We start from the raw sequence: 25,388 nt of genomic DNA, 5'->3' as shown, positions 1-25,388 counted from the left end.
ATGCCTATTTCTTCCTGACGAAAAGTATCTGTCTCACATATATTTCATGATCGCTGCCGGATGGAAATTTTACGAACAGATCATGGCTGCCGGAAATCCCTTTTAACCGAATGCCGCATCTCATCCAGTTCCCGGCCCCGCCGGTTGCAGGAATCGCAATGCTGGCGATCATCCTGCCTGTGTTCAGGTCATCCAGCCATACCTCAATCTTTCCGCCTTTGAGGGAAGATGCAAGGACGCTGACTTGCCCCGGCAGGGAATTATCCTTGCCCAATGACACCCCCGAGATCATAAACCATCCGCCGTAAGGAGAGGTGTTTGTCACTGCTTTTTCAGCACCCGTCTTCACTGTTTCCACACCATAATAATTGCTGTAGCCGGCAGCCTCGAGAGACGAGAACCCATCCTTGCAAACGAAGCTGTTGAAATCAGCCGGCTTTCCTTCAGCAAACAGTCCTACGCTCGTACCCACCCATGAATTCCAATCAGGCTGCGTCTTATCCAGACGCACAGCGCTGATAGCAGGTCCCAGAGATATCCAGGTAATTCCATCCCCGCTGCAATAACTGGTCAACATATGGCCATCCCTTACCAATTTCAACCAAACGAGCTTGCCGAACTTGTTAGGAACGCTCCGGACCTCTGTGCCTGAAAGAAAAACAATCCTTTTCCCGCTATCCAAACCTGTATACAGCCTCACAACTACATGCTGGTCGCCGTTGGTAAGGTAAATGCCCGCCTTGTCCGTGCTGTCGGAAGCTTCCAGGTCCACCTGCGTAACGACGGTATAATAGTGATCCGTTTCTTTCTGAACAAGATGGGCCCTGCCCTTGCCAGGCGTAAGCCGCAGCCATCCTTTCCGGGCCATCAGCGAATAGTCACCTGCAGCCGCCCTGTTTAAAAAATGCCAACAGAGACCCAGCGAATCCTTATCAAAATAGTCTGTTTGAACGCTCCTCCAATGGATAGTTCCCTGCGGCAGATCGGGTCTTTCAATCGGACGGCTGACAGGCGCCATACCCCAGGGTCTGTCACCTTCCCAAATCACCGGATACAGCGAGGTCTGACGTCCCATGCCGGACCAGTCATCTCCCTGCGGCTTTTCATAGCTCTGACCAATTGTCCACCAGCTCCCATCTGCAAGCTGCACTGGAGCCGAAATATGATTGGGCCTTTGGAAACCAGTCGCAGGGTCTGTCACAGGCTTGAAGAAGTCACCCAATCGCTCCCATTGGCTGGAATCGCTGGTAAGCGTTTGGGTCCTCAACACGTATTGTCCCCCTGAAACGTCCCCCGCCGGAAAATAATAATAGTATCCGTTACGCTTACACATAACAGGGCCTTCGGCCCAGCTGTATTGCAAATTACGATTGATCCAATCCAGGTTGATCACCGTGTCGGTCAACTGACCATCCTTTCCAAGAGCCTGCAGCCTATTGACCCTCTGCATGTTCTTTATGACCATATAAGGTTTTCCGTCGTCATCCACGAATATTGAATTGTCATACCCAAGCTCCCCTGTAACGGTATTTGTCCTTACGCGCTCCGGCTCCGACCAGGGGCCATATGGAGAATCTGCCTTGCAAAACCATTGCCCGCCCGAAGAAAAATAGATCCGGTAGGCGCCATAGAAATAGGTGATAGCACCCTGCCAAATACCTACCGAAGGTTTGTCAGCTACCCATCCCGCCCTTGCCGGCGGCACCACCCTGCTGATGACTTCCCAATGCACCAGGTCCTTTGAATGATACACCGGCAGATAAGGCGTAAAATGAAAGCTTGACCCGCAATGATAAAAATCATCTCCCACTTTCAATAACGTAGGGTCCGGATGGTCTCCGGGTAAAACCGGGTTGACATAGGTTTGCACCTGGTTATAATATACGGCAGAGTCGGGCCGGCTGCCCTGGCCGTATATAGCCAAATTGATCAATAAAATACTTATCAATCCTGTAAAACGATGATAATAGCCTTCCATTGTCTGGTTTATTTTTCATTCGATTGCATTAAATGACGATTCAAAAGACCCATGAGTGAGAGCAAAGGGTAAGAACTTGAAAAATTCTATGCTAATAATTCAAAAATAGGAAGTATTTTTAAATTTCAACCGATTGAAATTTTATTTTTTAGCTTTGCCGCAACATTTCATTTGCTTGTGCTCAAATAAGACCCAATAATTTATCTTTCAATGAAGAGCAACGATCCGCAAAAACTATCAGTACTCGAAAAGGTTGGCTATAGCCTGGGCGATCTGGCCGCCAATCTTATCTTCCAGACTTTAATGGCGTTCCTGGCTTTCTTCTATACGGATATTTACAAGATCGCACCTGGCAGCGCAAGCCTCGTCATGCTTATAGGAGGACTGATCGGCGCCTGCTTCAATGTCGTGATGGGCGCCATCGCAGACCGTACGAATACAAGATGGGGAAAGTTCCGTCCATGGGTTCTATGGACAGCAGTCCCTTTTGGCGTGATCTCGCTGCTTGCGTTCTCCACGCCAAACTTTTCCGAAACGGGAAAAGTCGCCTACGCATTTATCACTTATTTCCTTCTTGTTATCGCCTATTCCGCAAATAACCTTCCCTACTCCGCCCTCAGCGGGGTGCTGACTGGGGATATGAAGGAACGTAACAGTCTCTCCTCCTATCGATTCATAGCTGTGATGGTGGCCCAGTTCATTATCCAGGTACTGCTGCTGCCATTGGCCCTTTCCCTGGGACATGGTGACAAAGCCAGGGGGTTCGAGAAGGTAATGCTCGTCTTTGCTGTCACGGGTGTAATTTGTTTCCTCATCACCTTTCTCACTACAAAAGAAAGGGTGCATCCTCCAAAAGAGCAAAAAACGCCCGTTAAACAGGACCTGGCCGATCTCGTAAGCAGCAGGCCATGGCTGATCATGCTGGCCCTTACCACTCTTGTTTTTATAACCTTGTCTATAAAGGGCGGCATGAATATATTTTATTTCAAGTATTTCCTGAACGGGCAAAGCGAGACAAACTTTCTCGAAAATATGGGGTTCGACAGCCTTATCAACATGCTGAGCAAGATATTCAATCCTGCTGCCTTCGAAGAATTTCAAAAACCTGGCAGCGCGCCTTATTCCGCAGCCAGTTTTACCAGCGCCTTCAGCACTATTGCCATGATCATTGGCATCTTTTTCTCAAACCCCCTTGCGGACAAGTATGGCAAACGAAATGTCTTCGGTATTTTTCTCTCCCTTTCTGCTATTTGCCTGATCGCCGTATACTTCCTGGATAACAGGTCAGTGTCTGCCGTATTCATCATACTGTCCATCCATGGCTTTTTATACGGCATCACCATCCCCTTACTTTGGGCAATGATCGCCGATGTGGCGGATTATAGTGAATGGAAGAAAAACCGCCGCGCAACAGCCATCATATTCTCCGCAATGATTTTCGGGTTGAAAGCCGGATTAAGCATTGGCGGCGCTTTATCTGCATGGCTTCTAGGCATATTCGGATACGTGGCGGATGCGCCCATGCAATCAGACAGCGCCACCCGTGGAATACGACTGCTGGTCAGTATCATACCAGGATTGATATTTATCGGTAGCGCCCTTTTGCTTTTCCGCTATCCCATTGACAAAAAGATGGAATGGCAGATCGAGTCCGATCTGAAAAAAAGAAAAAATAATTATTGATCAGGTAAATCCTTCAATATGCCGGAAGAAAGCATTACACATCTTGACTTCGACGATCTTAACAGCAACGCTATATCCAATCCCCTGGTCAGGCATGTCTACACTGCGGACCCGTCCGCACATGTCTTTTCCGGAAAGATCTACATCTATCCATCGCATGACATCGAAGCAGGAATTCCATTTGATGACCTGGGGAGCCATTTTGCCATGGAAGACTATCATGTGTTCTCCATGGACGGTCCGGATGAACCCGTAACCGACCATGGCATCGCGCTGCACGTAAAAGACGTTCCCTGGGCTAAAAAACAAATGTGGGCCCCGGACGCAGCCTGCAAGGGCGGTAAATATTACCTGTACTTTCCGGCCAAACGGCCGGATGACCTATTCCAGATAGGCGTCGCAGTAAGTGATTCGCCCACCGGTCCATTCAAACCTGAGGCAACGGCGATTCACAACAGCTATTCCATCGATCCGGCAGTCTTCATCGATGAAGACGGTTCTGCCTTTCTGTATTTCGGTGGCATCTGGGGAGGACAACTTCAATCATATAGGAGCAATCGATACAGGGCTGAAAATCAAGAGCCCCCGCCGGGCGCTCCCGCATTAGGTCCCCGCATAGCCAGGTTATCTTATGATATGCTGCAATTTGCGGAAGAGGTTAAGGAAATAGTAATCACCGATGAGAAAGGTCATCCGCTTCTTGCGGGCGATAAGGAGCGAAGGTTCTTCGAAGCGTCCTGGATGCACAAATACGACGGCAAATATTATTTTTCTTACTCGACAGGCGACACCCATTTTATCTGTTACGCAATCGGGGACAATCCCTATGGGCCCTTCAAATACGCCGGCAGGATCCTGCAGCCGGTGGTTGGATGGACCTCACACCATTCAATCCTCCAATTTAAAAATGATTGGTATCTGTTCTATCATGACAGCAGTCTGAGTAAGGGGATCACACATTTACGCAGCATAAAGGTCACCAGGTTGGAGTATGATGAAAAAGGAGCTATAAAGACGGTCGTGCCTTACCAGGGTATGCAGCTATTCTTTTGAAAGATTTATCGCTTTTATTGAAGAAGCCCTCACGATCAATGCCGAAGGTACAATAGCCCTTAGGGCCCTGGTCTGGCCCGGCGAGCGCTTGCCCGACAATTGATCCAGCAGGCTCGAAGCTGCCACCTTGCCTATTTCATGCCCGGGATAGTCGATGGTGGTAAGTGTTGGTTTGATTAATCTGCCTACCGGGTCATTATTGAATCCCACTATGGCAATATCTTCAGGCACGCGTATGCCGGCATCCTTCAACGCCTGCATGCACATAGCAGCTGCCAGGTCATTGGTGATGAAAAGACCGTCGGGCATCGGATCCATCCGTATGATCTTTTCCGCTGCATCTGCTCCGCCGTCTTTTTCGATATCCACAAGGATTAAAAGTTCATCGTCAAATGGGATATTATACTTATTCAGCGCCTCGCGGAACCCTTTGTATCTCTCTGCATAAATATTTGTCGTCAGGCTGGATGTAATGATCGCAATACGCCTGCATGCCTGCTTTGTCAAATGCTCTGTCGCCAGGAACCCGCATTTGGAGTTGTCTATACCTACCATGCCGCCGTTACCGGCGATCTGTGCACGATCGAAATAGACAACGGGAATGCCCTTGTCCGTAAATGCGGAAAAATGAGACAGGTTGCAGGTTTCGACAGAAAGTGAGGCAATTACCCCATCCACCTTTCGGTCAAAGAGCAATTGAACATTCTTCGCCTCCTTTTCCATGCTTTCCTGGGAGTGTGTAATGATGATGTCATATCCGCGGGCTGTAGTGACCGTTTCAATCCCCTTTAAAGCGCATGTGATAAAATGGCTGTCCAGCTTGTTCACGATGATCCCAACGGTTTTTGTTTTCTTGCGGGCGATATCGTAAACCGCAACGCGTTTCTTTTCCGGCATGCATTCGTTTTTTCTTGCTAACCAATGTAATAGTTTCGCCCGAAAAAAAATTTGTCAGACACGCATTTCGTTTATTGTTGAGACGCTTTGACCAGCTTTTGATAAAAAATGAACATAGTATGGCGCACTTACCCTTTTCTCAGGGAGGACTGCCTGACGATCAGATCGGCACGAATGGTCAGCGCACTGATGCTGCCTATGTTTCCCGCGCCTTTTAAGTGATTGATAAGGCTCCGTGCAGCAGTCTCACCCATTTCCTTTCCCGGATAGTTCACCGTCGTTAAGGTTGGCTTTATCAGTCTTCCTATGACATCGTTGTTGAAACCTACTACAGCAATGTCCCCGGGTACGCGGAGGCCATTATCCAAAAAGGTTCGAATAGCTACCGCAGCCGTAAAGTCATTGGTGAAAAATACACCGTCCGGAAGAGGTAGTAAGCCCATGATCTTTTTTGCGGCTTCCTCGGCTCTGTCTTCTGTCGGAGCAGCCACTACCAGGAATGAATTATCAAAATGGATATTACTTTCAAGCAAAGCATCCCGGTAGCCCTTATAACGCAAACTATAAATATTATGCTTAAGATCAGATGTCACATGTGCGATCCTGCGGCAGCCCTGTTCAATCAGATGTTTCGTGGCCATAAAGCCACACAAGGCATTGTCGATCACTACAGACGTGCTATTGGGTATCTGCCCCACACGATCAAGGAAAATAATAGGGACATTCCTCTCAATGAAAGGGTTGAAGTGATCCAGGTCTTTCGTGTCAGGGGCAAGAAATGCAATTATACCGTCTACCCTCCGGTGGAAAAGGTTCTGAACATTGGCCGCTTCTTTTTTTGCGCTTAGCGATGAGTCGGTGATAATTACCCCATACCCGGCCTCATTGGCCGCCTTTTCAATGCCGGATACGACCGATGGCATAAAACTGCTGTCCAGTTCATAGACGATCACGCCAATGGTCAAAGATTGTTGCTGCCTGAGGTTCTTTGCAAAAGGGTTCGACCGGTAGCCCATTTGAGCAGCCGTCTCAAAAACCTTTTTCTTTGTTTTTTTGCTGACCGTTGGGTCATCTTTCAAAGCCCGGCTGACCGTCGAGGGTGAAACCTTGAGATTCTTTGCTATGTCATAAATAGTGATTTCCTTTGAATTTTCCATCAGTTGTATGTGCATCGGTTAAAAACTAAAATAATATAAAATGCGCCTACCCGACCGCTAAGGATCCCCATTGTGCTCCACATTCTTTATCCTTGCAGCATATGCTGAAGGCAGCAGGTCGAACTTCGCCTTGAATGCGCGCGCAAAATAGTTTGGGGTTGAAAACCCTACCTGATAGGCTATCTCAGCAATGGTCATATCGCTCTTTTCCAAAAGTACGGCAGCCTTATTCAACTTATACGAACGAATATACTCCACCGGCTTTTCTCCGCTGATCTCCAGCAGTTTACTATACAGTGAACTCCGGCTCATGCCCATCTCTCTGCTCAGGAGCTCCACCGATAGCTGTGGATTGGTCAGATTTTCTTCGATGTAGCCAGCCACCTTGCGCAAAAGCTTCTCATCATCGGATTCCATTTTTACTTCGGGCGTATCCACCTTGATGCGCCTGGTGAATGTCGTTTTCAGCGTATTTCTCAATTCCAGCAGGTTCTTTATCCTGGCATTCAGCACTTCAAAATTAAAGGGCTTGGTGATATAGTCGTTAGCGCCTGTTCCCAACCCTGTCAACTGCTGCCCTTCTCCGGTCAAAGCAGTTAATAATACGACAGGAATATGGTTTGTCCGCTTGTCGGCTTTTAACTTACGGGTCAGCGTGATCCCGTCCATGAAGGGCATGCTGACATCGCTCACGATCAGATGGGGGTGATTTGACAGGGCTTTTTGCCAGCCTTCTTTACCATCGGCAGCCTCTAAGACCTTGTATTGATGCCGAAGATTCTCCTTCAGATAAAACCTGAAATCTTCATTGTCCTCCACCAGAAGAATCACAGGCATCAACAAACCGCTGTCTGCCCCATTCCCGGACACCTCCGTTTGCATGTTCCCGGCAGACACGCTGTCCGGAATGCCCGGCGCCTCCGGCGAAGGCATCAGTTCCTTTGCGGGTCCGCTGGCCGTTGCCAAAGGAAGACGGATCGTAAAAATACTTCCCCGGCCAGGCTCGCTGTCAACCTCAATCGTTCCCCCATGCATTTTGACGAACTCTTTAGTTATGGAAAGGCCGATACCGCTACCCTGGTTGAGTATCGCATTGGCCGATGGGCTTTGAAAGAACCGGTCAAAGATCCTTTCCTTTTTATCTTCCGGTATACCTATGCCCGTATCCGTCACCATGACAGATACCCATTTCCTATCATCTTCACTCTCCTGCTCCTTCAATGAAAGTCTGACGGTTCCTCCTTCCAGCGTAAACTTGAAAGCGTTGGATAAAAGGTTGAAAAGTATACGTTCTATTTTGTCCCGGTCGAACAGAACATACAGACCTTCGCTTTCGCTTTCAAAAGCAAAGGTGATATGCTTCCTTTCAGAAAGGTCCGTAAATGATTGGCAAATATCTTCTACAAAGGTAACAAACTCGCCTTCCGAAAGATGTAGCCTAAGTTCCTGATCTTCCATTTTTCTGAAATCCAGCAATTGATTGACCAGGTTTAGCAATCTCCTGGCGTTTCGTTTGACCATATTTAATTTATCCTGCGCCCGTCGATCCGTTTGGGTCGAGAGCAATTGATCCACAGGCCCCATGATCAGCGAGATAGGTGTCCGGAACTCATGGCTCAGGTTGGTGAGAAATTTCAATTTTAAACGATCTATCTCCTGTACACGTCTAACTTCGAATCGTTCCTGTTCCAGCGCGAACTTTCTCCTTAACTTCGTGATCCCACGGTGCCTGCTATACAGCAGCAAGGAGCAAGCCGCCAGAACATAAAAAATATATGCATATATAGTAAGCCAGAATGGCGGCCTGACGTAAATTTTGATCGATGTGTCCCCTGTGCTCCATACACCGTCATTGTTGCTTGCCTTCACGTGAAAGACATACTCCCCCGGGTCTAAGTTCGTGTAATAAGCCGTATTCATAGGGCCCGTATGGTTCCAATCCTTGTCAAATCCATCCAGCTTGTACGCATAGTGGTTCTGTTTAGGTATTGTATAGTTCAGGGCAACGAAGCTTAGGGCAAAGTTCTGCCTGTAGTCCAGCCGGATCTCGCTGGCTGCGGAGATCTGCTCCCTGATCGGTGACCCTTTTCCCGGGGTGACCGTCTTGTTTGCAATCCTGAGGTCCGTCACGATCACGGCCGGAACATTTCTGTTGGTCGTCAAGACCGCCGGGTTAAAGAAATTGAATCCCTGATGACCGCCGAAGAACAATTCCCCATCGGATAGCCGGATCCCGGCGCCATGCACGAAATTGTCATCCTGCAAACCATTATAGTGTGTATAGTTATGAAAGGTCTTCGTGCCGGGGTCGAAGCTGCTGACGCCCGTATTGGTGCTCACCCATATTTTTCCCTGAGCATCTTCCAGCACCTGGTAGATCGTAGTGTTTTGAAGTCCATCCTTTTCCGAGAAATTCGTGAACTGGCCGGTTTTTTTATCAAATACGCTCAATCCTCCACCATAAGTACCTATCCACATCTTTCCCTTGCTGTCCAGCAGCAACGAATGTATTTTGTCGTTTGGCAGCTGCTTGTCATTTTGCTTATAGACCTCGAATCCGCCGGTATTGGGATAGTATACGGCCAGTCCACCGCCGTGCGATCCTATCCAGATATTGCCTTCCTTGTCCTCCTCAATGGCCCTGATATATCCATTCACCGGCATCAGGACGTCATTGGCAGCTTTCGGCGCTGGCGTATATCTGGCCACGACCCTGCCGTCCTTTAATACATTGACGCCTTGTCCATTGGTACCAACCCATATCTGTCCATGGCTGTCTTCCCTGATACAATAAATATCCCTGCCATTTAGTTCATTTTTGCCCGTTCCCATCGGGAGATCCCGCATTTTTCCGGTAGCGGGGTCCAAAATGATCAATCCGTGCCCAAAAGTTCCTACGTATAATTTATTATCGCGGGCCTTTGCCAATGACAGCACCGAAAGGGAGGAAGCTATCTTGCCGTTAATCCGGATGTCGAAAGGTCGCAGCAGTTCAGTTTTACGATCAAATATATATAGACCAGCGCCGTCCGTTCCCACCCAGACATTGCCGTCCGCGCGCCCGGCAAAAGAAGTGACGACCACGCTCCCGGAGTTGTTGTAATGGAAAGTTTCGCTGAGCTTTATATTGAACAGATTAAGATTCTTATCGTATTTGTTGATTCCCCCCTGGTAGGTCCCAAACCAGTAGATACCGTCCTTATCGATATAAATACTTCGGACAGCCTGGCTCGTCAGACTATGGAGATTTTCCTCATCCGGCATGTAGCACACCGAATGTCCCTTTTGCGGGTTAATTGCATGCAAACCCCGCATAGTTGCAACCCATAAAATCCCATCCCTATCCGCCGCTATTGCATTGATCGTCTGGTGGCCAAGCACCTCGTTGGAGACATCCATTTCCTTGTAACGTACAAACCCGCTTTCGCCAGGCCGCATCATGCATAAACCCTCATCCGTACCAACCCATAAGTGCCCACTCCTGTCTTCCCCCAACGCCCTGACTTCATCATTCGGCAGGCTGGACCTATCCGAGCTGTCATGCCTGAATTGCCTGAAAGTGCCCGTAGACCTCAGGTATAAAAAAAGCCCCTTATCCGTGCCTATCCACATGCTGTGGTGGCTGTCCTCAAATATACAGTTAAGGGCCATCTTAGAGGAGGAGGCATCGGCGTAAGGAGCCAGGTCGACCCTCAACACATGGCCGGTAGCCGGATCCAGCACAAATGGAGACTCAAACTGTGCAATCCATATCTTTCCCTGATAGTCGCTGCAGATACCCCTGACCACAGCATTTGGTAAAAAGCCAGGCGTACTTCCATTCAGGGGATAGTTTATAAAGTTGTCCATCTTTCGATCATATATGCTAACTGCCCCGCCGCTGGTGGCAATCCAAAGATTACCCGACTTGTCTTCATGCAAGGCGAGAATTTCATTGGCCCGCAAGCTTGAGGAGTCACCTGGCTGGCGGCGATAAACGGTAAAGTTCGTCCCATCGAACTTGTTCAGGCCGTCATCTGTGGCAAACCACATTAACCCGTACCTGTCTTTTAAAATGGCATTTACGGAATTGGATAGAAGGCCATCCCTGGACGTCAATGAGGTAAAATTAATATGGGGATCCTGGGCCGACGCGAAAAGCGCAGACAACAATATAAATGGCAGATATATATAGCATTTTATGCGCATATATTTGATACTGGCGACAAATTACTTTAATAATCACGAATTGGACAAATGTGCTATAAATTTCAACAAATTGCACATATCTAACTCTCTGATCATTATAGCTTTGTAGGTAACTGAGCAACTGCACCTTATTCTCCTGAAAATGCCCCTGACATGATTGCAAGCATAAGCGCCAAAGAAAAGAAATCAAATTACAACGTTTTATTGGTTGACCACAATAAACCGGAGCTGGACAAACTTCATGAATATCTAGCCGACATGTGCGACTTATTTACCGCACGGACCGAAACTGCGATAACAAAAATGATGGAAACTCATCCCATCCATTTGATTATCATAAGTATAGAATTAAATTATGCTGATGGAGCTGAAGTTTGCACCCGACTAAAGTCCTCTTTACATTATTCCCATATCCCGGTGATCCTGTTAATTCCCAGCGATAAAAACGCAAACAGGATAAAAAGCCTGCAATCTGGTGCGGACGCCCATATCGAAAGGCCTTTTTCCCGGGAATATCTCCTGGCCCAAATTAAGAATACGCTCTCCAACAGGTCACGGATCAAGGACTATTTTGCCCACTCGCTTTTTGCACATATGAGCACAGTGTCAAGCTCAAAAGAAAACGAGGAATTTTTGAATAAGTTGAATGATTTCATTTCCGCCAACCTTCCAAATATTGAGCTCAACGTCGACCTATTGGCCAGGCTTATGAATATGAGCCGTCCCACGCTTTACCGCAAAATAAAATGTATTTCCGATCTGACTCCTAACGAATTGATAAATGTGGCCAGAATGAATAGGGCTGCCGAGCTCATTTCAGACGCTAACTACAAAATATTCGAAATTGCGAAAATGGTCGGTTTTAATTCCCGGAGCAACTTCGGCAAAGCATTTTTAAAGCAATTCAACCTCACTCCGACGGAATACCAGCGAATGAAGAAAAGGTACACAAGCCTTCGAAGGACGCCATTCCTCCCACCGAGAACAAATTGAAATTACCCACCCGAAGATTCAAACAGGCAAATAAGTGTGCAGTCTTCCATTATAAATATTACGGGCCGCTTAAATCGTAACTATAATTCTTCCCGCGCATTCAGCAGTTTCAGTATCGTTTTTTCGGGAACTTCAAAGATTTGGGCGATGATGATGGTTTCCCAGGTCCTGATCAGTTCGGGGTTCCTGCGAATAATCAATAGGCGTTGGGTCTTGATTCCGGTAAGTCTTGCGAGGTCGGATTTGGACATATATAGGAATACCTGTTCAAAACGGATTATTCTGCCTAAACGAATAAAGCAGCCTACGCCATAGGCGCGGTCTTTCTCATGTGAATCAGAACCCATTCTCAAATGTAAGTGGAAACTCTTAGAAGTTAGTTCCGGGGCAGCATTTTTATGCCCTTATTGGACTAATATTGTCCCTGCCCCCAGAATTTAAATGACTTTCTTAAGGAATTCATTGTAAAACATGGTGTGGATCTAATAAAAAGGGCACGGTCATGGAGCTTATTTTTTATTTCAAGGGAGAATAATGCTGTTTAATAAATTCTCCCAACGCTTTAATTAACCCCTCATCCCCTATTTCCCCTTGATCTTTTTTATCTTTGTCATCCTTTTTTTGCCAACCAATTTCATCGCAACATAGGTAAGCAAAAAAATTATTTTCCAACACAACCCTAAAATAAACCGGGACCCCGTTTTTATCGGTATCCCCCGAGGGCGTAATTGTTCCCTTGTATATTTTATCTTTCAATTGAAGACGGAAAGGAAAGGCTGCATGGTTGTTCATTTAACCGTCCTTTTGGAAATCCCAGAATTTTTACCGCCAGTCTTTTTAATTACCTTTTTGGGTGTCGCTTTTTTGGATGGAGATTTTTTGGATGGAGATTTTTTGGATGGAGATTTTTTGGATGGAGTCTTTTTCACTATTTTTTTAATAACTCGTTTGGCGGGTGCTTCTTTTTTATGAGTGATTCTTTTGATAGCTTTTTTTACATCGTTAAATTTTTCAGCAGCTGTTTCCACTACTTTATCTTTTCCTTCGATGATCTCTTCTCCAAGGACATGAAATGCTTCTCCCGCAAGTGCTAAAAATCCTTTTTCGTTTGGGGCCGGTTTACCGGATTGGGTTTTCTTTTTCATATTCTATTATTTGGGGTGAACTGTTAAAAAATGATTAATGGACAATTATTGGACCAAGGAATAGAGAGGCCATTCATCTGCTTTTTTGTATAAAATCGGGATTTAGATCGTCGTTGTGTAGATATTATTGCACATGGAAATGCAGAAAAGTTATTGGGGGTATTATTTAAGAGCAGGCCATTTATGAATATAGCCTGCCATTTGTTTGAGGGAAATTACAGTGTATTGGTGATCCGCGAGGTATTGGCAATAGGTTTGGAATGTTTGGACATCCGTATTGACCCAGGCATGTGCATTGTCTGGTACACCATGGATGGTAAGGATGACAATGGTTCCGGGTCTTGCCTGTTTGATGGCATCGATGGCTTTTTGTGCGTCGTTACCCGGTGTAAAGCTGGGGAGCAGATAGGGATCGTCGGTTTTTGGGTTATAACTTCGGTCACCTCCTGACCTGGCCATTGTATAGTGCAGTTGTTGTAATACAGGGATGGTTTGACTGGCGGTATCATAGGCTGGATAGGCAAAACTGATTGGCTTGGGAATCTGGTATATTTCACATTGCCGATCGATATAACCTATTTCCTCGTTTAATTTGTCTGCTGTCAGGTGGCTAACACGGGCATGGTGACGCGTATGATTGCCGATTTCGAAGCCCCATCGGGAAAGCTGAGCGATCTGAAGCCAGCTCATATATTTGGTCGTGTCGGCGTAATCAGGTGGAAATTCACAGACGAAGAAGGTAGCTCCGAAACCGTATTGTTTCAATAGTGGAGCAACGACGGTGTAATGGCTTTTGACCGCGTCATCAAAGGTGAGTACGACGATTTTTTCGGAGAGGGTGTCAGGGGATATTTTGGGGAATGCCTTGGGGGATTGGGGATTGGGGGCTAGGGAAGAGAAAGTAATTGCGATAAGGAATGCAATGGAAATCGATTTACAACGCATATTACAAAGACGCATATTACAAAGAATTGATAGGGCTAAATGTAACCTTGCTCCTATTTATGGCTGAATGTTTTTTCCGTTTCCTCAAGGAAAGTATCCGACGTACAGTAAACGTATTGTTTGACAAAAACTTCCCCTTTAAATTCACCTCGCGAAAAGTAACCAACTATACATTTATAATAAAATAAAATTATGATCTTAGTAACCCTTGGACTGATGGGGCGGTTGTGGTTTTGCAAAAACAAAATACTTCTGCAGCAGGTAATTATAACTGAGGCCGAGCAGGACGGAGATAATGGTTTTGGAAATAAGATAGTTGAGGCGGCCGTAGTGTGTAAGAAGAAAAACGCCTGCGGCAGATAGTAAGAGATTGCCTGTCCAAACTAAGAGATACCTGGGGAACTGAGATACGATTTTGGCATTGGCATCGGCTTTGAAGACCAGGTTCCGGAAAATGAAGAACTGGGTGAGATTGCCGGAGATATTGCCGATTGTATTTGCAGCGAGGTACCAGCAATGGAAGACCTGAACCAGGATAATAGTGACGAGGAAATCGGCAAAGGAGCCAATGATGGAACCTGCCTGGACTTTTAGAAAAGTGATCATGCGAAGGTTTGTCTTTTTTGACGGTTGGCATGACGAATTTAAGCAGGATGACGGAAGGCCCGGGGGGAAGAAGGTTATTAAAATGTGAAGGATTGCTGTGTCATTCACATTTATAGGGCGAAATCTCTTATTTTTTATGCGATTTCGCCCTATAAACAGTTTTTGTAGGGCGAAATCTAATCTTTTTAAGTACATTTAGCCCATATAAGACATAGGAATGGAACCCATAATAGGTAGAAATAACGAGCTGGTAGAAATGAAGGGGCTCTTAAACGACCACCAATCACAGTTTTTGATCGTATACGGCAGAAGACGAATTGGCAAAACCTATCTGATCAGAAACGCCTACGAAAAAGAAATCGTATTCCAGATGACTGGCTTTGCAGAAGCCACCACTACAGAGCAGCTCATAAATTTTTTTAGCGCATTAAAAACCGCTAACCCTCATTTAAATACTGATGTTGCGCCAAAAGATTGGATGCAGGCGTTCGAATTGCTTAAAACCTATTTGCAGAACCTTAAGCATAGGAAAAAGGTCATTTTTTTTGACGAATTACCATGGATCGATACGCCAAGATCTAAATTTTTAATGGCCCTGGAACATTTCTGGAACTCCTGGGCTTCTGCCCGAACCGATATAGTGCTTGTCGTCTGTGGCTCTGCAGCATCTTGGATGATTAACAAAATCATCAATAACAAAGGAGGTCTGCATAACCGGGTTACTAAGCGCATACGTTTAGACGCATTTACACTCTATGAAACGGAACAATATTTACTCTATAAACGAATTAATTTTGACCGTTATCAAATTATTCAGCTATACATGGCCCTGGGCGGCATTCCTTATTATTTGAACGAGCTCAAACCCGGTCAGAGCGCCTTCCAGGAAATAGACCGGTTATGTTTTTCACCGGGAGGAATGCTCGTAAATGAATATGAAAATCTGTACCGCTCTCTTTTCAAAGAAGCAGAAACACATATCGCTATCGTTGAAGCATTGGCAAAAAAGAACAGGGGCCTCTCGCGTGAAGAACTGATTACCCTCAGTGGTCTCAGTAATGGAGGAAATACTACAAGAACGCTCAGCGAACTAGAGGAAAATGGTTTTATTACCATCATCTATCCATTTGGAAAACGAATAAAGAACAGCCTCTATCGCCTTACTGACCAATATTCCTTATTCTATTTAAAGTTTATGAGCGATAGACGAGCAAGCGGAAAGGGGGCTTGGCTAAGCCGGATCGATAGCCCCTCCTGGAGAGCATGGAGCGGATATGCCTACGAAAATATCAGTTTGTTGCATATCGACCAAATCAAAAAAGCACTGGGCATCAGTGGAGTTTATACCGAAATATCTTCATGGCAAAGCAGCACTTCAGGCGTACAAATTGATCTGCTCATCGATCGCAGGGATCAGGTAGTTTCATTATGTGAAATCAAATTTTCAAAAGCCCCCTACAGCATCAGCAAGTCCTATAAGGCGGAGTTGGAGAAAAAAGTATTCGGATTCCAAAAAGAGACCAAAACAAATAAGGCCCTTTTTCTCACGCTGATCACAACCATTGGTCTGCAAGCCAATCAACATTCTACCGGATTTATTCAAAATACGATTACAATGGATGATTTGTTTGCAAAGGAATAACAACATATTGAAAAAAATCAAAACACCTTTAATTCTATAATACTGCCAATCTCATCAGCTAATACAGTTGGGCCATCCTGATACTCGCACCATTGCCCATCTTCGCTTAACCGGATATTATAAGATTGCTCCTCATCGATTATACAGTGAAAAAATAGCAATCCCTTTTGACCATATACGCATTTAACTTCGAGATAACGCAGGCTGCCTGAATAGTCTATATAATTTGCCTTGAATAAGGGTATAAGTTGGTGGGCCATTGTCCGCATTTGGCACAAAAATACTAATTAAATTAGCATTTTTGTGCCAAAATAATTGGCTTATTTTAAATGAAGCATGGTCTTTACCATTTGCTGGTTCCGGAAGAGGGTTACCCCAATTTTCGCCCCCGCATTCGCCGACTGGCAGGCAGCCAGTAAATCCTTCATAGTTTGCACGGGTTTGCCATCTGCGGCTACGATCACATCTTTTTCCAGTAACCCGGATTGGGCCAACAAACTGTTAGGGCCAGCAGATAGGACTATAACTCCCGTTTCATCCGGGAGGCCAAAAGCAGATCTCTCCCCCAGCCCTTCCACATTTTTTATCGTTCCTCCAAGGAAAGAAAGAACGGCAGATCTATCGGACGGATCTCCCTCTACGGTCAATGCCGGAACCGGCACCTCCAATGCTATTTTCCTTAACCGGGGATCCCTTACTCCAAATCCGGTCATGGGGAAATTCAGGAATCCGATGGAAAAAGCAGGCGAATTAGAAGTAACGGTATAATCACCGATGGCAGGACCTTTAAATAATGGATCCCCGGCTTTACTATGCCCATCTGTCCCATTCTCCCTGGCTTCCGCTAAAGCCTGGGCTTCCGGAAACAAATTCGAATCAATCTTATTCCCCCAATCGATTATCTGTATCGGGAAATATTTTTTCATCACGATATTATGCGCAAAGACATCTCCGCTATTCCTGAACCAGACATGGGGATGAAAGGAGTTATTGATAATGATATTGTTTTCCACGATCCGGTAAAATCCCTCCCGGAGTTTGAGACCACCATTCAAACAGATATTGTTGTAAATATGATAATTGGTAGAACCATCATCCAGATCGATATCCCAGCCATGGTCGCACCGAAAACGGTTGTCATGGATACTGTTGGGTCGTTGAGCATCCAACAAAATCAATTCAGGGTGCAGCGCAACAAGGCTATCCATATATTTTCTGTCAGCAAACCAATACCGGTCCCGACCCCAGGAGTTAAAGGCCCCGTGATCACCTGTTTCCAGTACGGTATTAAAAACATCGTTGTAAGCCAGAACATGCCCGCCCCAACAACCATCTCCAATATTAATACCGGCACGGGGGGTATGGTAAATGGTATTATTACTGACAGTGATATGGGATGACATGGCAATTTCCACGCCGGTTGCCTGCTTCTCAATATCGCCCAGATGATGAAAAAGATTATTGGTTACCAGGCAGTCTTCGGGATAATTATTGGTCAGGGGGCCAGGCGTTTTGTCCAATTGTTCATAGGGTATGGAGTTCTCGTATCGGAAGGATGGGGAACGCACCGCCTTGGGGTCGCCCACCAGGCATACGGCATTCGCGCCGATATAGGCAACCAGGCAGCCGCTGATAGTATCCCGCTTGTTGTACTTACTCAACATTATGGCATTCCCGCCCAATCCTGTAAAATCGCATGCGGTTATTGTACAATCTTCCGTTCCTTCCAGTAAAACTGCCCCACCCCGGTAAATTGTCCAGTCACTCCTGAGCAAGGGCTCTTTGGTATCCATGAAACTGCGTTCATTATGTTCGAAGCGCAAACCCATTATTTCTACATTACTCACCGGATTAGCAGCAGTTCCTTTTAATTCGATACTGTTCTTAAGATGGGATACAACGACTATCGCCGGTTTCAGATCACCCTTCGTTCCTTTCGCTGAATGGAGGTTCACGCCTTTTTCCGGATAATAATAAAGGATATGTTTGGTTCTGTCCAGCCACCATTCTCCGGCCGCATCCAATTCTTCAAAAATATTCTCTACAAAACGGAATTGCGCATGCATGGCAGCAGGCCGGTTATTCTGCCAGCCTCCGTCCAATTTTAAATTCCCATTGCTGTCAGCTCCTTCTATACGGTAATGAAAGCCGCCCCATTCACCTTCATGCAGGGCATGCAGATATCCTCCCGCGGGTTGTTTCCACCTTTTCACCCTTTCCGGAGCGATGGCATCCGCTGCGACGCCATGAAAAATTCTGGCCGTGGAGTCGTAATTCGGATAACGGGCCATCTGCTGAAGTCTGTCATTGATATACAAACGCTCAAATTCGATCGTATCCGGCAGCGAGGCCTGATATATCCCGTCCCGAAAGGGTTTCCATACCAAATTTAAAGGACGGCCGGCACTGATGACTACCTGCTCATCCCGCCAGGCTCTTATTTGCAAAGACGCAGGCCGCTGAGGGCCTGCGTCGATCATAATTGTTTTATCCAGGTAATAGGTGCCTCCACGAAGTTGAATACTAACCTGCTGCCCCTGAAAATGACCGGCATACTCCAGGGCTTTTTCCAGGGTTCGAAAGGGCCTTACCAGGCTACCTGCATTTGTGTCTTTTCCCTTTACTGACACAAATAGTTGGTGACCCTGAGCATTTTTTTTCCCGGACTGTGTCCTGCCGGAGAACGCTAAAAAAAGAAATACCAAAAGGAGATTAAGATAACGCATGTCAAAAATTATAGGTTAATGACTTTGTGAATACCTGCCCGAAGCGGTGAAGTTAATACAAAGGGTTTTGCGGAATATTATTTGCCACAAATTCTGTATAGGGAATCAACCAGGTATTATTATAGACGCCTATCGGGTTGATCAAACCGGCTCCCCGTATATTTTGTATAGTACTGAATGTATTGGTCCGTTTGAGATCGAACCAGGTGCTGCCCTCCTGGCTAAGCTCCTGTTTCCTTTCCAGCCAGACAGCTGCCCTGAACTGGTCCTGTGTCAACCCGGAAAGATCGGGAACATGGGAAGGATCCGATTTATCCACCCTGGCCCTCCACCTGATCATATTAATATACGCATAGGCATTGGCCGGACCATTTACTTCGTTTTCCGCCTCGGCTGCGATAAGATACATTTCAGCCAACCGCAGATAAGGCAGGGTGAACGGCACGATCAAACCCGGTGCGCTTGGACCGGTGCCCTGATCGATAGCCGAATTAAGTACAAATTTTTCAAAGAAAGGCGTCAGGGTATTGCCTGCAGGATCCTTGTAATTCTTCTGGATCCCCCATACATTTCGCTGGTCTCCTGCTGCAAAACTGTTAATAAACCAGGTGGCCGGTAGCAGGATCGGCACATAAGAAATAGCCGGACAACTTAACCCATGCAGAGAGTTCCCGCCAATAGTCGATACATAGAGTTTTTCCCAGATCGATTCGGTCGTATAGGCAGCGTTATGAAACACAGTAGAATAATCATTCAGCAATTTAAATTTCCCTGAATTGATAACGGCTAAGGCCTTATCCCGGGACTTAGCATAATTATCAGTCTTTTTCAGGGGACTTCCGGCGGTAGTCAAATAAACTTTAGCCAGTAATGCCGTGGCTACGAGTTTGTATACACGACCCTGCTGGGTCGTATTATCCGGCAGATTGGCTTCCGCATAATTCAGATCCTCCAGGATAAAATTATACACACTATCCTGACTGCTCCTCGGGATCTTTACATCATTATAACCATTGATGGATTTTGTACGCAGTGGAATATCCCCATACAATTGCACCAGGTAGAAATAGGCATAGGCCCGGAGGAACCGCGCTTCTGCAATAAGGGCCGCCTTCTTAACAGTCTCCATGGTGGCATTGGGGAGGTTGTCCAATATAAAATTGGCATCCTTTATCAAGGCATATCCACCTCCCCAGGCATTGATGGTATTATAATACACCGGGTTAGGCGCATTCTGATACATAGGAAGAGCCTGTTCGAAAGCTGGCGAGGGCTGGCTATAAACATCCGTACACATTTCCTGCAGCATCGGCTCAAATAAGGGCAGATTAGAATAAATCCCCACGACGGCGGATTCATAACTGGCTGCGTTGGTAAAAAAACTACCCGGGCTGATCAATGTCTTCGGTTGTTCCTCCAGTGTTTTTTTACATCCTGTCAAAATAAACAGGAGAAAAGAAAAGAGGCTTATGATGAATGAATTCTTTTTCATGTTGTTTGTGTTGAAGAATTAAAAATTGACTTTTAACCCGCCGGTCACGGATTTCATGGATGGAGAAACACCCCGGTCCCATCCATTGATAGTAGCTGAGGTCCAGGATGCTTCCGGATCGTAACCGGAATACCTGGTTATGGTCAAAAAATTCTGAGCGCTGACATATACCCGGACCGATGCGATCTTAACGGTTCTCAACATTTTTTGAGAAAAGGTATATCCCAGGGTGATATCCCGCAAACGGAGATAGGAACCATTCTCCACCCATAAACTGTTGGCATAATCCCGGGTGTATTGCATGCTTCCCGCAGATGGTTTGTCCCCGGTATTACTGCTGCCCTGCCCTTTCCAACGGTTATCATAAGCCTGCTGGGTAGGATTCCACAAACCATTCAGGGTAAGGTTGTATTTCCTGAATTCGTTCACAATATCATTCCCATAGGAGCCTACAAAAAGCAGGGACAGGTCAAAATTTTTATACGAAAATGTATTATTGAAACCAAAGGTGAATTTTGGTTCCAGATGCGTTAAGGTGACTCTGTCAGAATCTGCGCTGACCAGGCTACCGGGGTGAAAGTTCTGGAATTTGTAATCCCCGGCATGTTTCTGCGGCTCCCCGTTTTTAACTGCCTCGTCATCGGACTGGTATACACCGGTTACCTTATACCCGTAGAGTTGTTCCATGGACTGTCCCACAATCAGGGGGAACCAATTCCCTCCTGTGCCGAATTCTTCATAAGTCAGCGGTTTGCCTGTTGCATCGTCCCCAAGACTAAGTACCTTGGTCGCATTGTGAGACAGGGTCAGTACCGAGCTCCAGCTTAAAACGCCGGTAATATTACGGGTAGTCAGCTGGAATTCAAATCCCCGGTTCTGAACCGAGCCTACATTCTGCAAAACCTGGTTCTGTCCAAAACCGGAAGAGCCCGGCAAATTGACGGGGAGCAATAAATTGCTTGTTTTTTTATTGTAATAATCGGCGGTTAATTGTATCCGGTCGTTATACAACCCCAGGTCTGCACCCAGATCAAGTTGAGCAGTAGACTCCCATTTAAGGCTGTTATTCGCCAGGGAAGCCAGTACATACCCCGTAGTCAATTGATTGTTCACTACTACGCTTATGTTATTGAGGCTTGCCAATGTCTGGTAAGGATTGATGGCCTGACTACCGGATGATCCATAGCTGGCCCTTAGTTTTAAATTGGAAAGAGAAGAATTTCCTTTCAGAAAAGGCTCTTCAGAAATCCTCCATGCCAAAGCACCGGATGGGAAAAATGCAAATTTATTATTCTCACCGAATACAGAAGAACCATCGTATCTGCCGGTAAAGGTCACAAAGTATTTCCCGGCATAGTTATAATTCGCACGACCGATATAGGATACCAGTTTATTATTGGAATATCCGGTGCCGGGTATACCAGGAACTACGGCGGCCTGGATATTATTATTCTGGTAGATGGTGGAAATAAACCCTTTAGCCTGTCCGCTGTTCAGATTTTTATATACACTGGATTGATAAGTGATACCACCCACCGCATCGATAAAATGCAAACCGGCTTTGCGCGTATAGGACAGGGTGTTTTCATTGACAAAGGTCAGGCTATTGGAATAACCGGCAGAAGCGAAACCATTCAAGGCGGGTAAGGGTGGAGTCGCAGACGGATTAGCGGGTGCATAACCAAAGGTATTGGTGGGGGGTGTATAAGAATCATCCCGCTCCCAGGTATTGTCAATACCGACGCTTGATCTTAGTTTGAGACCGTTGATGATTTCATAGGTGAAGGCAGTATTGCCGATCAGCCGTAAGGAATTCTTAGGGTTCCATAAGGTGGCAGCCATGCCTACCGGATTGGTCTGTCCCCAAGGCACGCCGGTAAACACGGTGTAGTTCCCATTGGCATCGTAAACTTGATCTGTAGGAGGTTCCACCATTGTTTGAAAGGGCACTCCGCCATAGTCTGCATTGGAATAGTTGGCCTGGAAATACCGGGAATGCTGAACGGATAAACTGGTAGCCATACCGAGTTTATCATTTATTTTCTGGTCAAGATTTCCCCGGAAGGAAAACCGGGTATAGTTGGAGTTCCTGATGACCCCATCCTGATTATAATAATTGAAAGAAGTAAAATATTTGGTGTTTTCATTTCCTCCCGAAACGGAAAGATCATGGCTTTGTACGTTCGCCGGCCGATAAACCAGGTCCTGCCAATCTGTTCCTTTTCCTTTTAAGGAATCTATTTGTGATGGGGTCCAGGGCAGTGGCTTACCGTCATTCGAAGCCACTTCGTTCTGAAGGGTGGCATATTCCGGTGCATCCAGTAATTTTATTTTTTTCCGCAAGGTCTGTACGCCAAAATAACCGCTATAGGAAACGCGGGTTTTCCCATCCTTCCCTTTTTTGGTGGAAATAAGGATAACTCCGTTTGCACCCCTGGCGCCGTAGATAGCGGTAGAAGAGGCATCTTTAAGAATCTGTACGCTTGCAATATCATCCGGGTTCAATTGAGAGGATAAATCATCCAGCGGCATTCCATCCACCACGTATAATGGATTGTTGCTTGCCCCGATGGAATTTGTTCCTCTTATTTTTATGATCACCGGTGCGCCAGGCTGTCCGGAAGCGGCATTCACCTGGACTCCCGCAGCCTGCCCCTGCAAGGCCTGGGCTACATTCGATATCCCATCTACCTGGGTGATCTTTTCGGAAGACACGGTAGAGACAGAACCGGTGAGATCTGATTTTTTTACCGTACCATAGCCAACTACTACGACCTCATCGATCTTTGTTTGTTTCTCTTTCAATACGATCTTTACCGGCTGATTTCCGGAAAGTATTATTTCAACGGTTTCAAATCCTACAAAAGAAATCACCAAAACTCCTTTTCTTTCGGGAACGGTCAGCGAAAAATTACCGTTGCCATCTGTTGCCGTTCCTCTTTCGCTTCCTTTTAATCTGACGGAAGCACCGCTGAGCGGCAAGCCGGTATTGCCGGACAGGACAAGACCGGAGATTACGACATCCGCCGTCAGTCTGGCAGTTAAGGGATCCACCGGCTCCTCATCCCTGCGTTTGACAGCGATAAAGTGATCGACGATCCTATAGGTCAGATCCTGATCTTTAAAACATACCTTCAGTACCTCCTCCACAGAAGCATTACTGATCTCTATATCAATTTTTTTGGCCTCCCGGATAAGGGCCTTATCATACCAGAAAAGATAATGGCTCTGCCGTTCGATCTCTTTGAATACTTTTTCCAGGGAGATTTTTTTCTGCCTGATGGTAATATTCTGGGAATATCCATGGGCAGTTACCTGAAGACAGGAGGCAATCATTAAAATGGCTGTTAATTTCAAAATCAACAGAGTTTTGGTTTGGAAGCTCCCCCCCTCCGGAGGGAACTTACCATGAACATTAATTTTCATACCTTAGCATCGTTTAGGTTAATTATTAAAGCAGTCCACAGATTGTACTAATTAGCTGACCTAAGCTATATGCCGGGAGTGCTCGCTACACTTCCGGTTTTTCTTTGGATCAACCAAGTTCTTTATCCTATAATTTCAGAGTATATTAATTTTAATCAACATTTTTCATTTTCTCCTGTTGTTAACCCGGTATCACGAAAATCTTTTCCCCTTCCAGCCGTGCATGTACACCGCTCAGCTCCAATACTTTTAATAATTCGGCAAGGTTCGTGTTTCGGGGCGCTTTCCCTCTAATTTGCTTCATGGGCATGGGACCCTCATACTGTATCTCCACCCCATACCATCGGCTAATTTGCCGCATAAGGGTCTCCACAGAAGCGTCATTAAAGAGAAAAAATCCATTTTTCCAGGCTATAGCCTCTTCCACATCCATTTCGGCTACCCGGATCGCACCTGTTGTTTTATTCAGATTGGCCTGTTCACCTGGCTGCAGTTGTTTCTGTGCCTCGCGATGGATAACCCTCACGGAACCTTCGACCAGGGTTGTATTAATACTGCTTTCCTCTTTATAAGCCATGACGTCGAAACTCGTTCCCAATACTTCAACTGCAAGTTCCCCAGCCTTTACCCGAAAGGGCAGGGATACATTTTTTTTTACTTCGAAATATACTTCCCCCGTTATCTCCACGGTCCTGTCCTTCCCGTTAAATACCGTCGGGAAACGCAGGGACGAGGACGCATTTAACCACACCTTCGTACCATCCGATAATACCACCTGGTACTGGCCCCCAACGGGAGTGCTGATCTGGTTAAATTCCGCCTTGGCTTTTCCGCCGTTAAGCGTATAAGCCAAGGCATTGTCCTTCTTAATAATATTGGCATTTCCCTGACCGGCCAGTTTCCCGTTCTTTGCCTCATCCAGTACAATGGCCGAACCATCCGCCAGTGTAAGGATGGCTTTATTGCCGCCCGGCGGCATGTCGTTTTTTACGGGGGAAGGCCTGCTGTCCTTTGTTGCGAGATCCTTATGCTGTCTGTAAAAAGTCAGGAAATAAGCGCCAGTGCCTAAGGCCAGGATAAAAAGGGCCGCCGCGGCTCCTTTCCACCGCCGTATCCGGAGGGATACCGAAGGAATTACCGGCAATGGAATTATTGGTACTGCCCTGGTTTCAGCATCTATTTGTGCCTGGAATTTTTCGAAGATCCTTTTCTCCAATTGTTTGCTGTTCGCTTCCGAGTATTCCGCAAGGTCCTCGCGGAAGGATTCTTCCCGATCGGTTTCTTCGAATAAGACCCGATGCAGGGAAGACTGGTTTTTCCATCGGCTCAGTTCCTCTTTTTCCTCCTCGTTCAAGGCTCCTTGCAAATGTTTAAAAAGCAGAAATGCGATTCTTTGGGATTCGGCCATATGCAATAGATTATCATAAGTACTACGATCGGGCCTTCCCATCCTACTA

At 46.2% G+C, this 25,388-nt stretch carries 18 protein-coding genes; 4 read left to right on the top strand and 14 right to left on the bottom strand.

The genetic code is table 11. The features are described 5' to 3' along the window. Positions 1–4: 4 nt before the first annotated feature. Complete coding sequence (locus ACX0G9_RS01950; protein ID WP_459063158.1) at positions 5–1,978, bottom strand: family 43 glycosylhydrolase; 1,974 nt, start codon at positions 1,976–1,978, stop codon at positions 5–7. Between the two features lie 210 nt (positions 1,979–2,188). On the opposite strand from ACX0G9_RS01950, the gene ACX0G9_RS01945 reads away from it, so the two are divergent. Continuing rightward, a complete protein-coding gene (locus ACX0G9_RS01945; protein WP_459063157.1) occupies positions 2,189–3,661 on the top strand; it encodes an MFS transporter in 1,473 nt (490 codons plus the stop codon). 18 nt (positions 3,662–3,679) lie between these two features. Then, complete coding sequence (locus ACX0G9_RS01940; RefSeq protein ID WP_459063156.1) at positions 3,680–4,714, top strand: glycoside hydrolase family 43 protein; 1,035 nt, start codon at positions 3,680–3,682, stop codon at positions 4,712–4,714. Here ACX0G9_RS01940 and ACX0G9_RS01935 read toward each other — a convergent pair. The 3 genes from ACX0G9_RS01935 to ACX0G9_RS01925 form a co-directional block, all read right to left on the bottom strand. Beyond that, positions 4,703–5,611, bottom strand: a complete 909-nt coding sequence (locus ACX0G9_RS01935; RefSeq protein WP_459063155.1) for a LacI family DNA-binding transcriptional regulator — start codon at positions 5,609–5,611, stop codon at positions 4,703–4,705. The genes ACX0G9_RS01940 and ACX0G9_RS01935 overlap by 12 nt on opposite strands. Positions 5,612–5,739: 128 nt before the next feature. Then, positions 5,740–6,768 carry a LacI family DNA-binding transcriptional regulator gene (locus ACX0G9_RS01930; RefSeq protein ID WP_459063154.1) on the bottom strand — a complete coding sequence of 343 codons (1,029 nt, stop codon included), beginning with the start codon at positions 6,766–6,768 and terminating at the stop codon, positions 5,740–5,742. A gap of 57 nt (positions 6,769–6,825) precedes the next feature. Then, on the bottom strand, positions 6,826–10,956 hold the full coding sequence (locus tag ACX0G9_RS01925) for a hybrid sensor histidine kinase/response regulator transcription factor (RefSeq protein ID WP_459063153.1): 4,131 nt from the start codon (positions 10,954–10,956) through the stop codon (positions 6,826–6,828). A 153-nt stretch (positions 10,957–11,109) separates the two neighbouring features. Here ACX0G9_RS01925 and ACX0G9_RS01920 point away from each other — a divergent pair, with 153 nt between their 5' ends. Continuing rightward, positions 11,110–11,949 (top strand): helix-turn-helix domain-containing protein, encoded by an 840-nt coding sequence (locus tag ACX0G9_RS01920; protein ID WP_459063152.1) that lies wholly within the window; start codon positions 11,110–11,112, stop codon positions 11,947–11,949. Between the two features lie 80 nt (positions 11,950–12,029). On the opposite strand, the gene ACX0G9_RS01915 is transcribed toward ACX0G9_RS01920, so the two are convergent. From ACX0G9_RS01915 to ACX0G9_RS01895, 5 genes are all read right to left on the bottom strand, one after another. Beyond that, a complete protein-coding gene (locus ACX0G9_RS01915; protein ID WP_459063151.1) occupies positions 12,030–12,296 on the bottom strand; it encodes a hypothetical protein in 267 nt (88 codons plus the stop codon). Between the two features lie 169 nt (positions 12,297–12,465). After that, positions 12,466–12,705 carry a hypothetical protein gene (locus ACX0G9_RS01910; RefSeq protein ID WP_459063150.1) on the bottom strand — a complete coding sequence of 80 codons (240 nt, stop codon included), beginning with the start codon at positions 12,703–12,705 and terminating at the stop codon, positions 12,466–12,468. 32 nt (positions 12,706–12,737) lie between these two features. Further along, positions 12,738–13,094 (bottom strand): hypothetical protein, encoded by a 357-nt coding sequence (locus tag ACX0G9_RS01905; protein ID WP_459063149.1) that lies wholly within the window; start codon positions 13,092–13,094, stop codon positions 12,738–12,740. Positions 13,095–13,256: 162 nt separating this feature from the next. Beyond that, positions 13,257–14,039 carry a polysaccharide deacetylase family protein gene (locus ACX0G9_RS01900; protein WP_459063148.1) on the bottom strand — a complete coding sequence of 261 codons (783 nt, stop codon included), beginning with the start codon at positions 14,037–14,039 and terminating at the stop codon, positions 13,257–13,259. A 198-nt stretch (positions 14,040–14,237) separates the two neighbouring features. Next, positions 14,238–14,645 (bottom strand): GtrA family protein, encoded by a 408-nt coding sequence (locus tag ACX0G9_RS01895; protein WP_459063147.1) that lies wholly within the window; start codon positions 14,643–14,645, stop codon positions 14,238–14,240. Between the two features lie 217 nt (positions 14,646–14,862). On the opposite strand from ACX0G9_RS01895, the gene ACX0G9_RS01890 reads away from it, so the two are divergent. Next, positions 14,863–16,287: an AAA family ATPase gene (locus ACX0G9_RS01890; protein ID WP_459063146.1), complete on the top strand. Its 1,425-nt coding sequence runs from the start codon at positions 14,863–14,865 to the stop codon at positions 16,285–16,287. Between the two features lie 17 nt (positions 16,288–16,304). Here ACX0G9_RS01890 and ACX0G9_RS01885 read toward each other — a convergent pair whose 3' ends face one another. From ACX0G9_RS01885 to ACX0G9_RS01865, 5 genes are all read right to left on the bottom strand, one after another. Further along, positions 16,305–16,547, bottom strand: a complete 243-nt coding sequence (locus tag ACX0G9_RS01885; protein WP_459063145.1) for a hypothetical protein — start codon at positions 16,545–16,547, stop codon at positions 16,305–16,307. A 60-nt stretch (positions 16,548–16,607) separates the two neighbouring features. Then, positions 16,608–19,013 (bottom strand): right-handed parallel beta-helix repeat-containing protein, encoded by a 2,406-nt coding sequence (locus tag ACX0G9_RS01880; RefSeq protein WP_459063144.1) that lies wholly within the window; start codon positions 19,011–19,013, stop codon positions 16,608–16,610. Between the two features lie 52 nt (positions 19,014–19,065). Beyond that, positions 19,066–20,505: a RagB/SusD family nutrient uptake outer membrane protein gene (locus ACX0G9_RS01875; RefSeq protein WP_459063143.1), complete on the bottom strand. Its 1,440-nt coding sequence runs from the start codon at positions 20,503–20,505 to the stop codon at positions 19,066–19,068. 18 nt (positions 20,506–20,523) lie between these two features. Next, the gene (locus ACX0G9_RS01870) at positions 20,524–23,862 is read right to left on the bottom strand and encodes a TonB-dependent receptor (protein ID WP_459063142.1); all 3,339 of its coding nucleotides are present in this window, start codon (positions 23,860–23,862) and stop codon (positions 20,524–20,526) included. Between the two features lie 250 nt (positions 23,863–24,112). After that, positions 24,113–25,339, bottom strand: coding sequence for a FecR family protein (locus tag ACX0G9_RS01865; protein ID WP_459063141.1), 1,227 nt, complete (start codon positions 25,337–25,339; stop codon positions 24,113–24,115). Between the last annotated feature and the right edge of the window lie 49 nt (positions 25,340–25,388).

The organism is Flavitalea flava (genome assembly GCF_054461575.1).
This window is presented reverse-complemented; position numbering and strand designations above follow the sequence as displayed.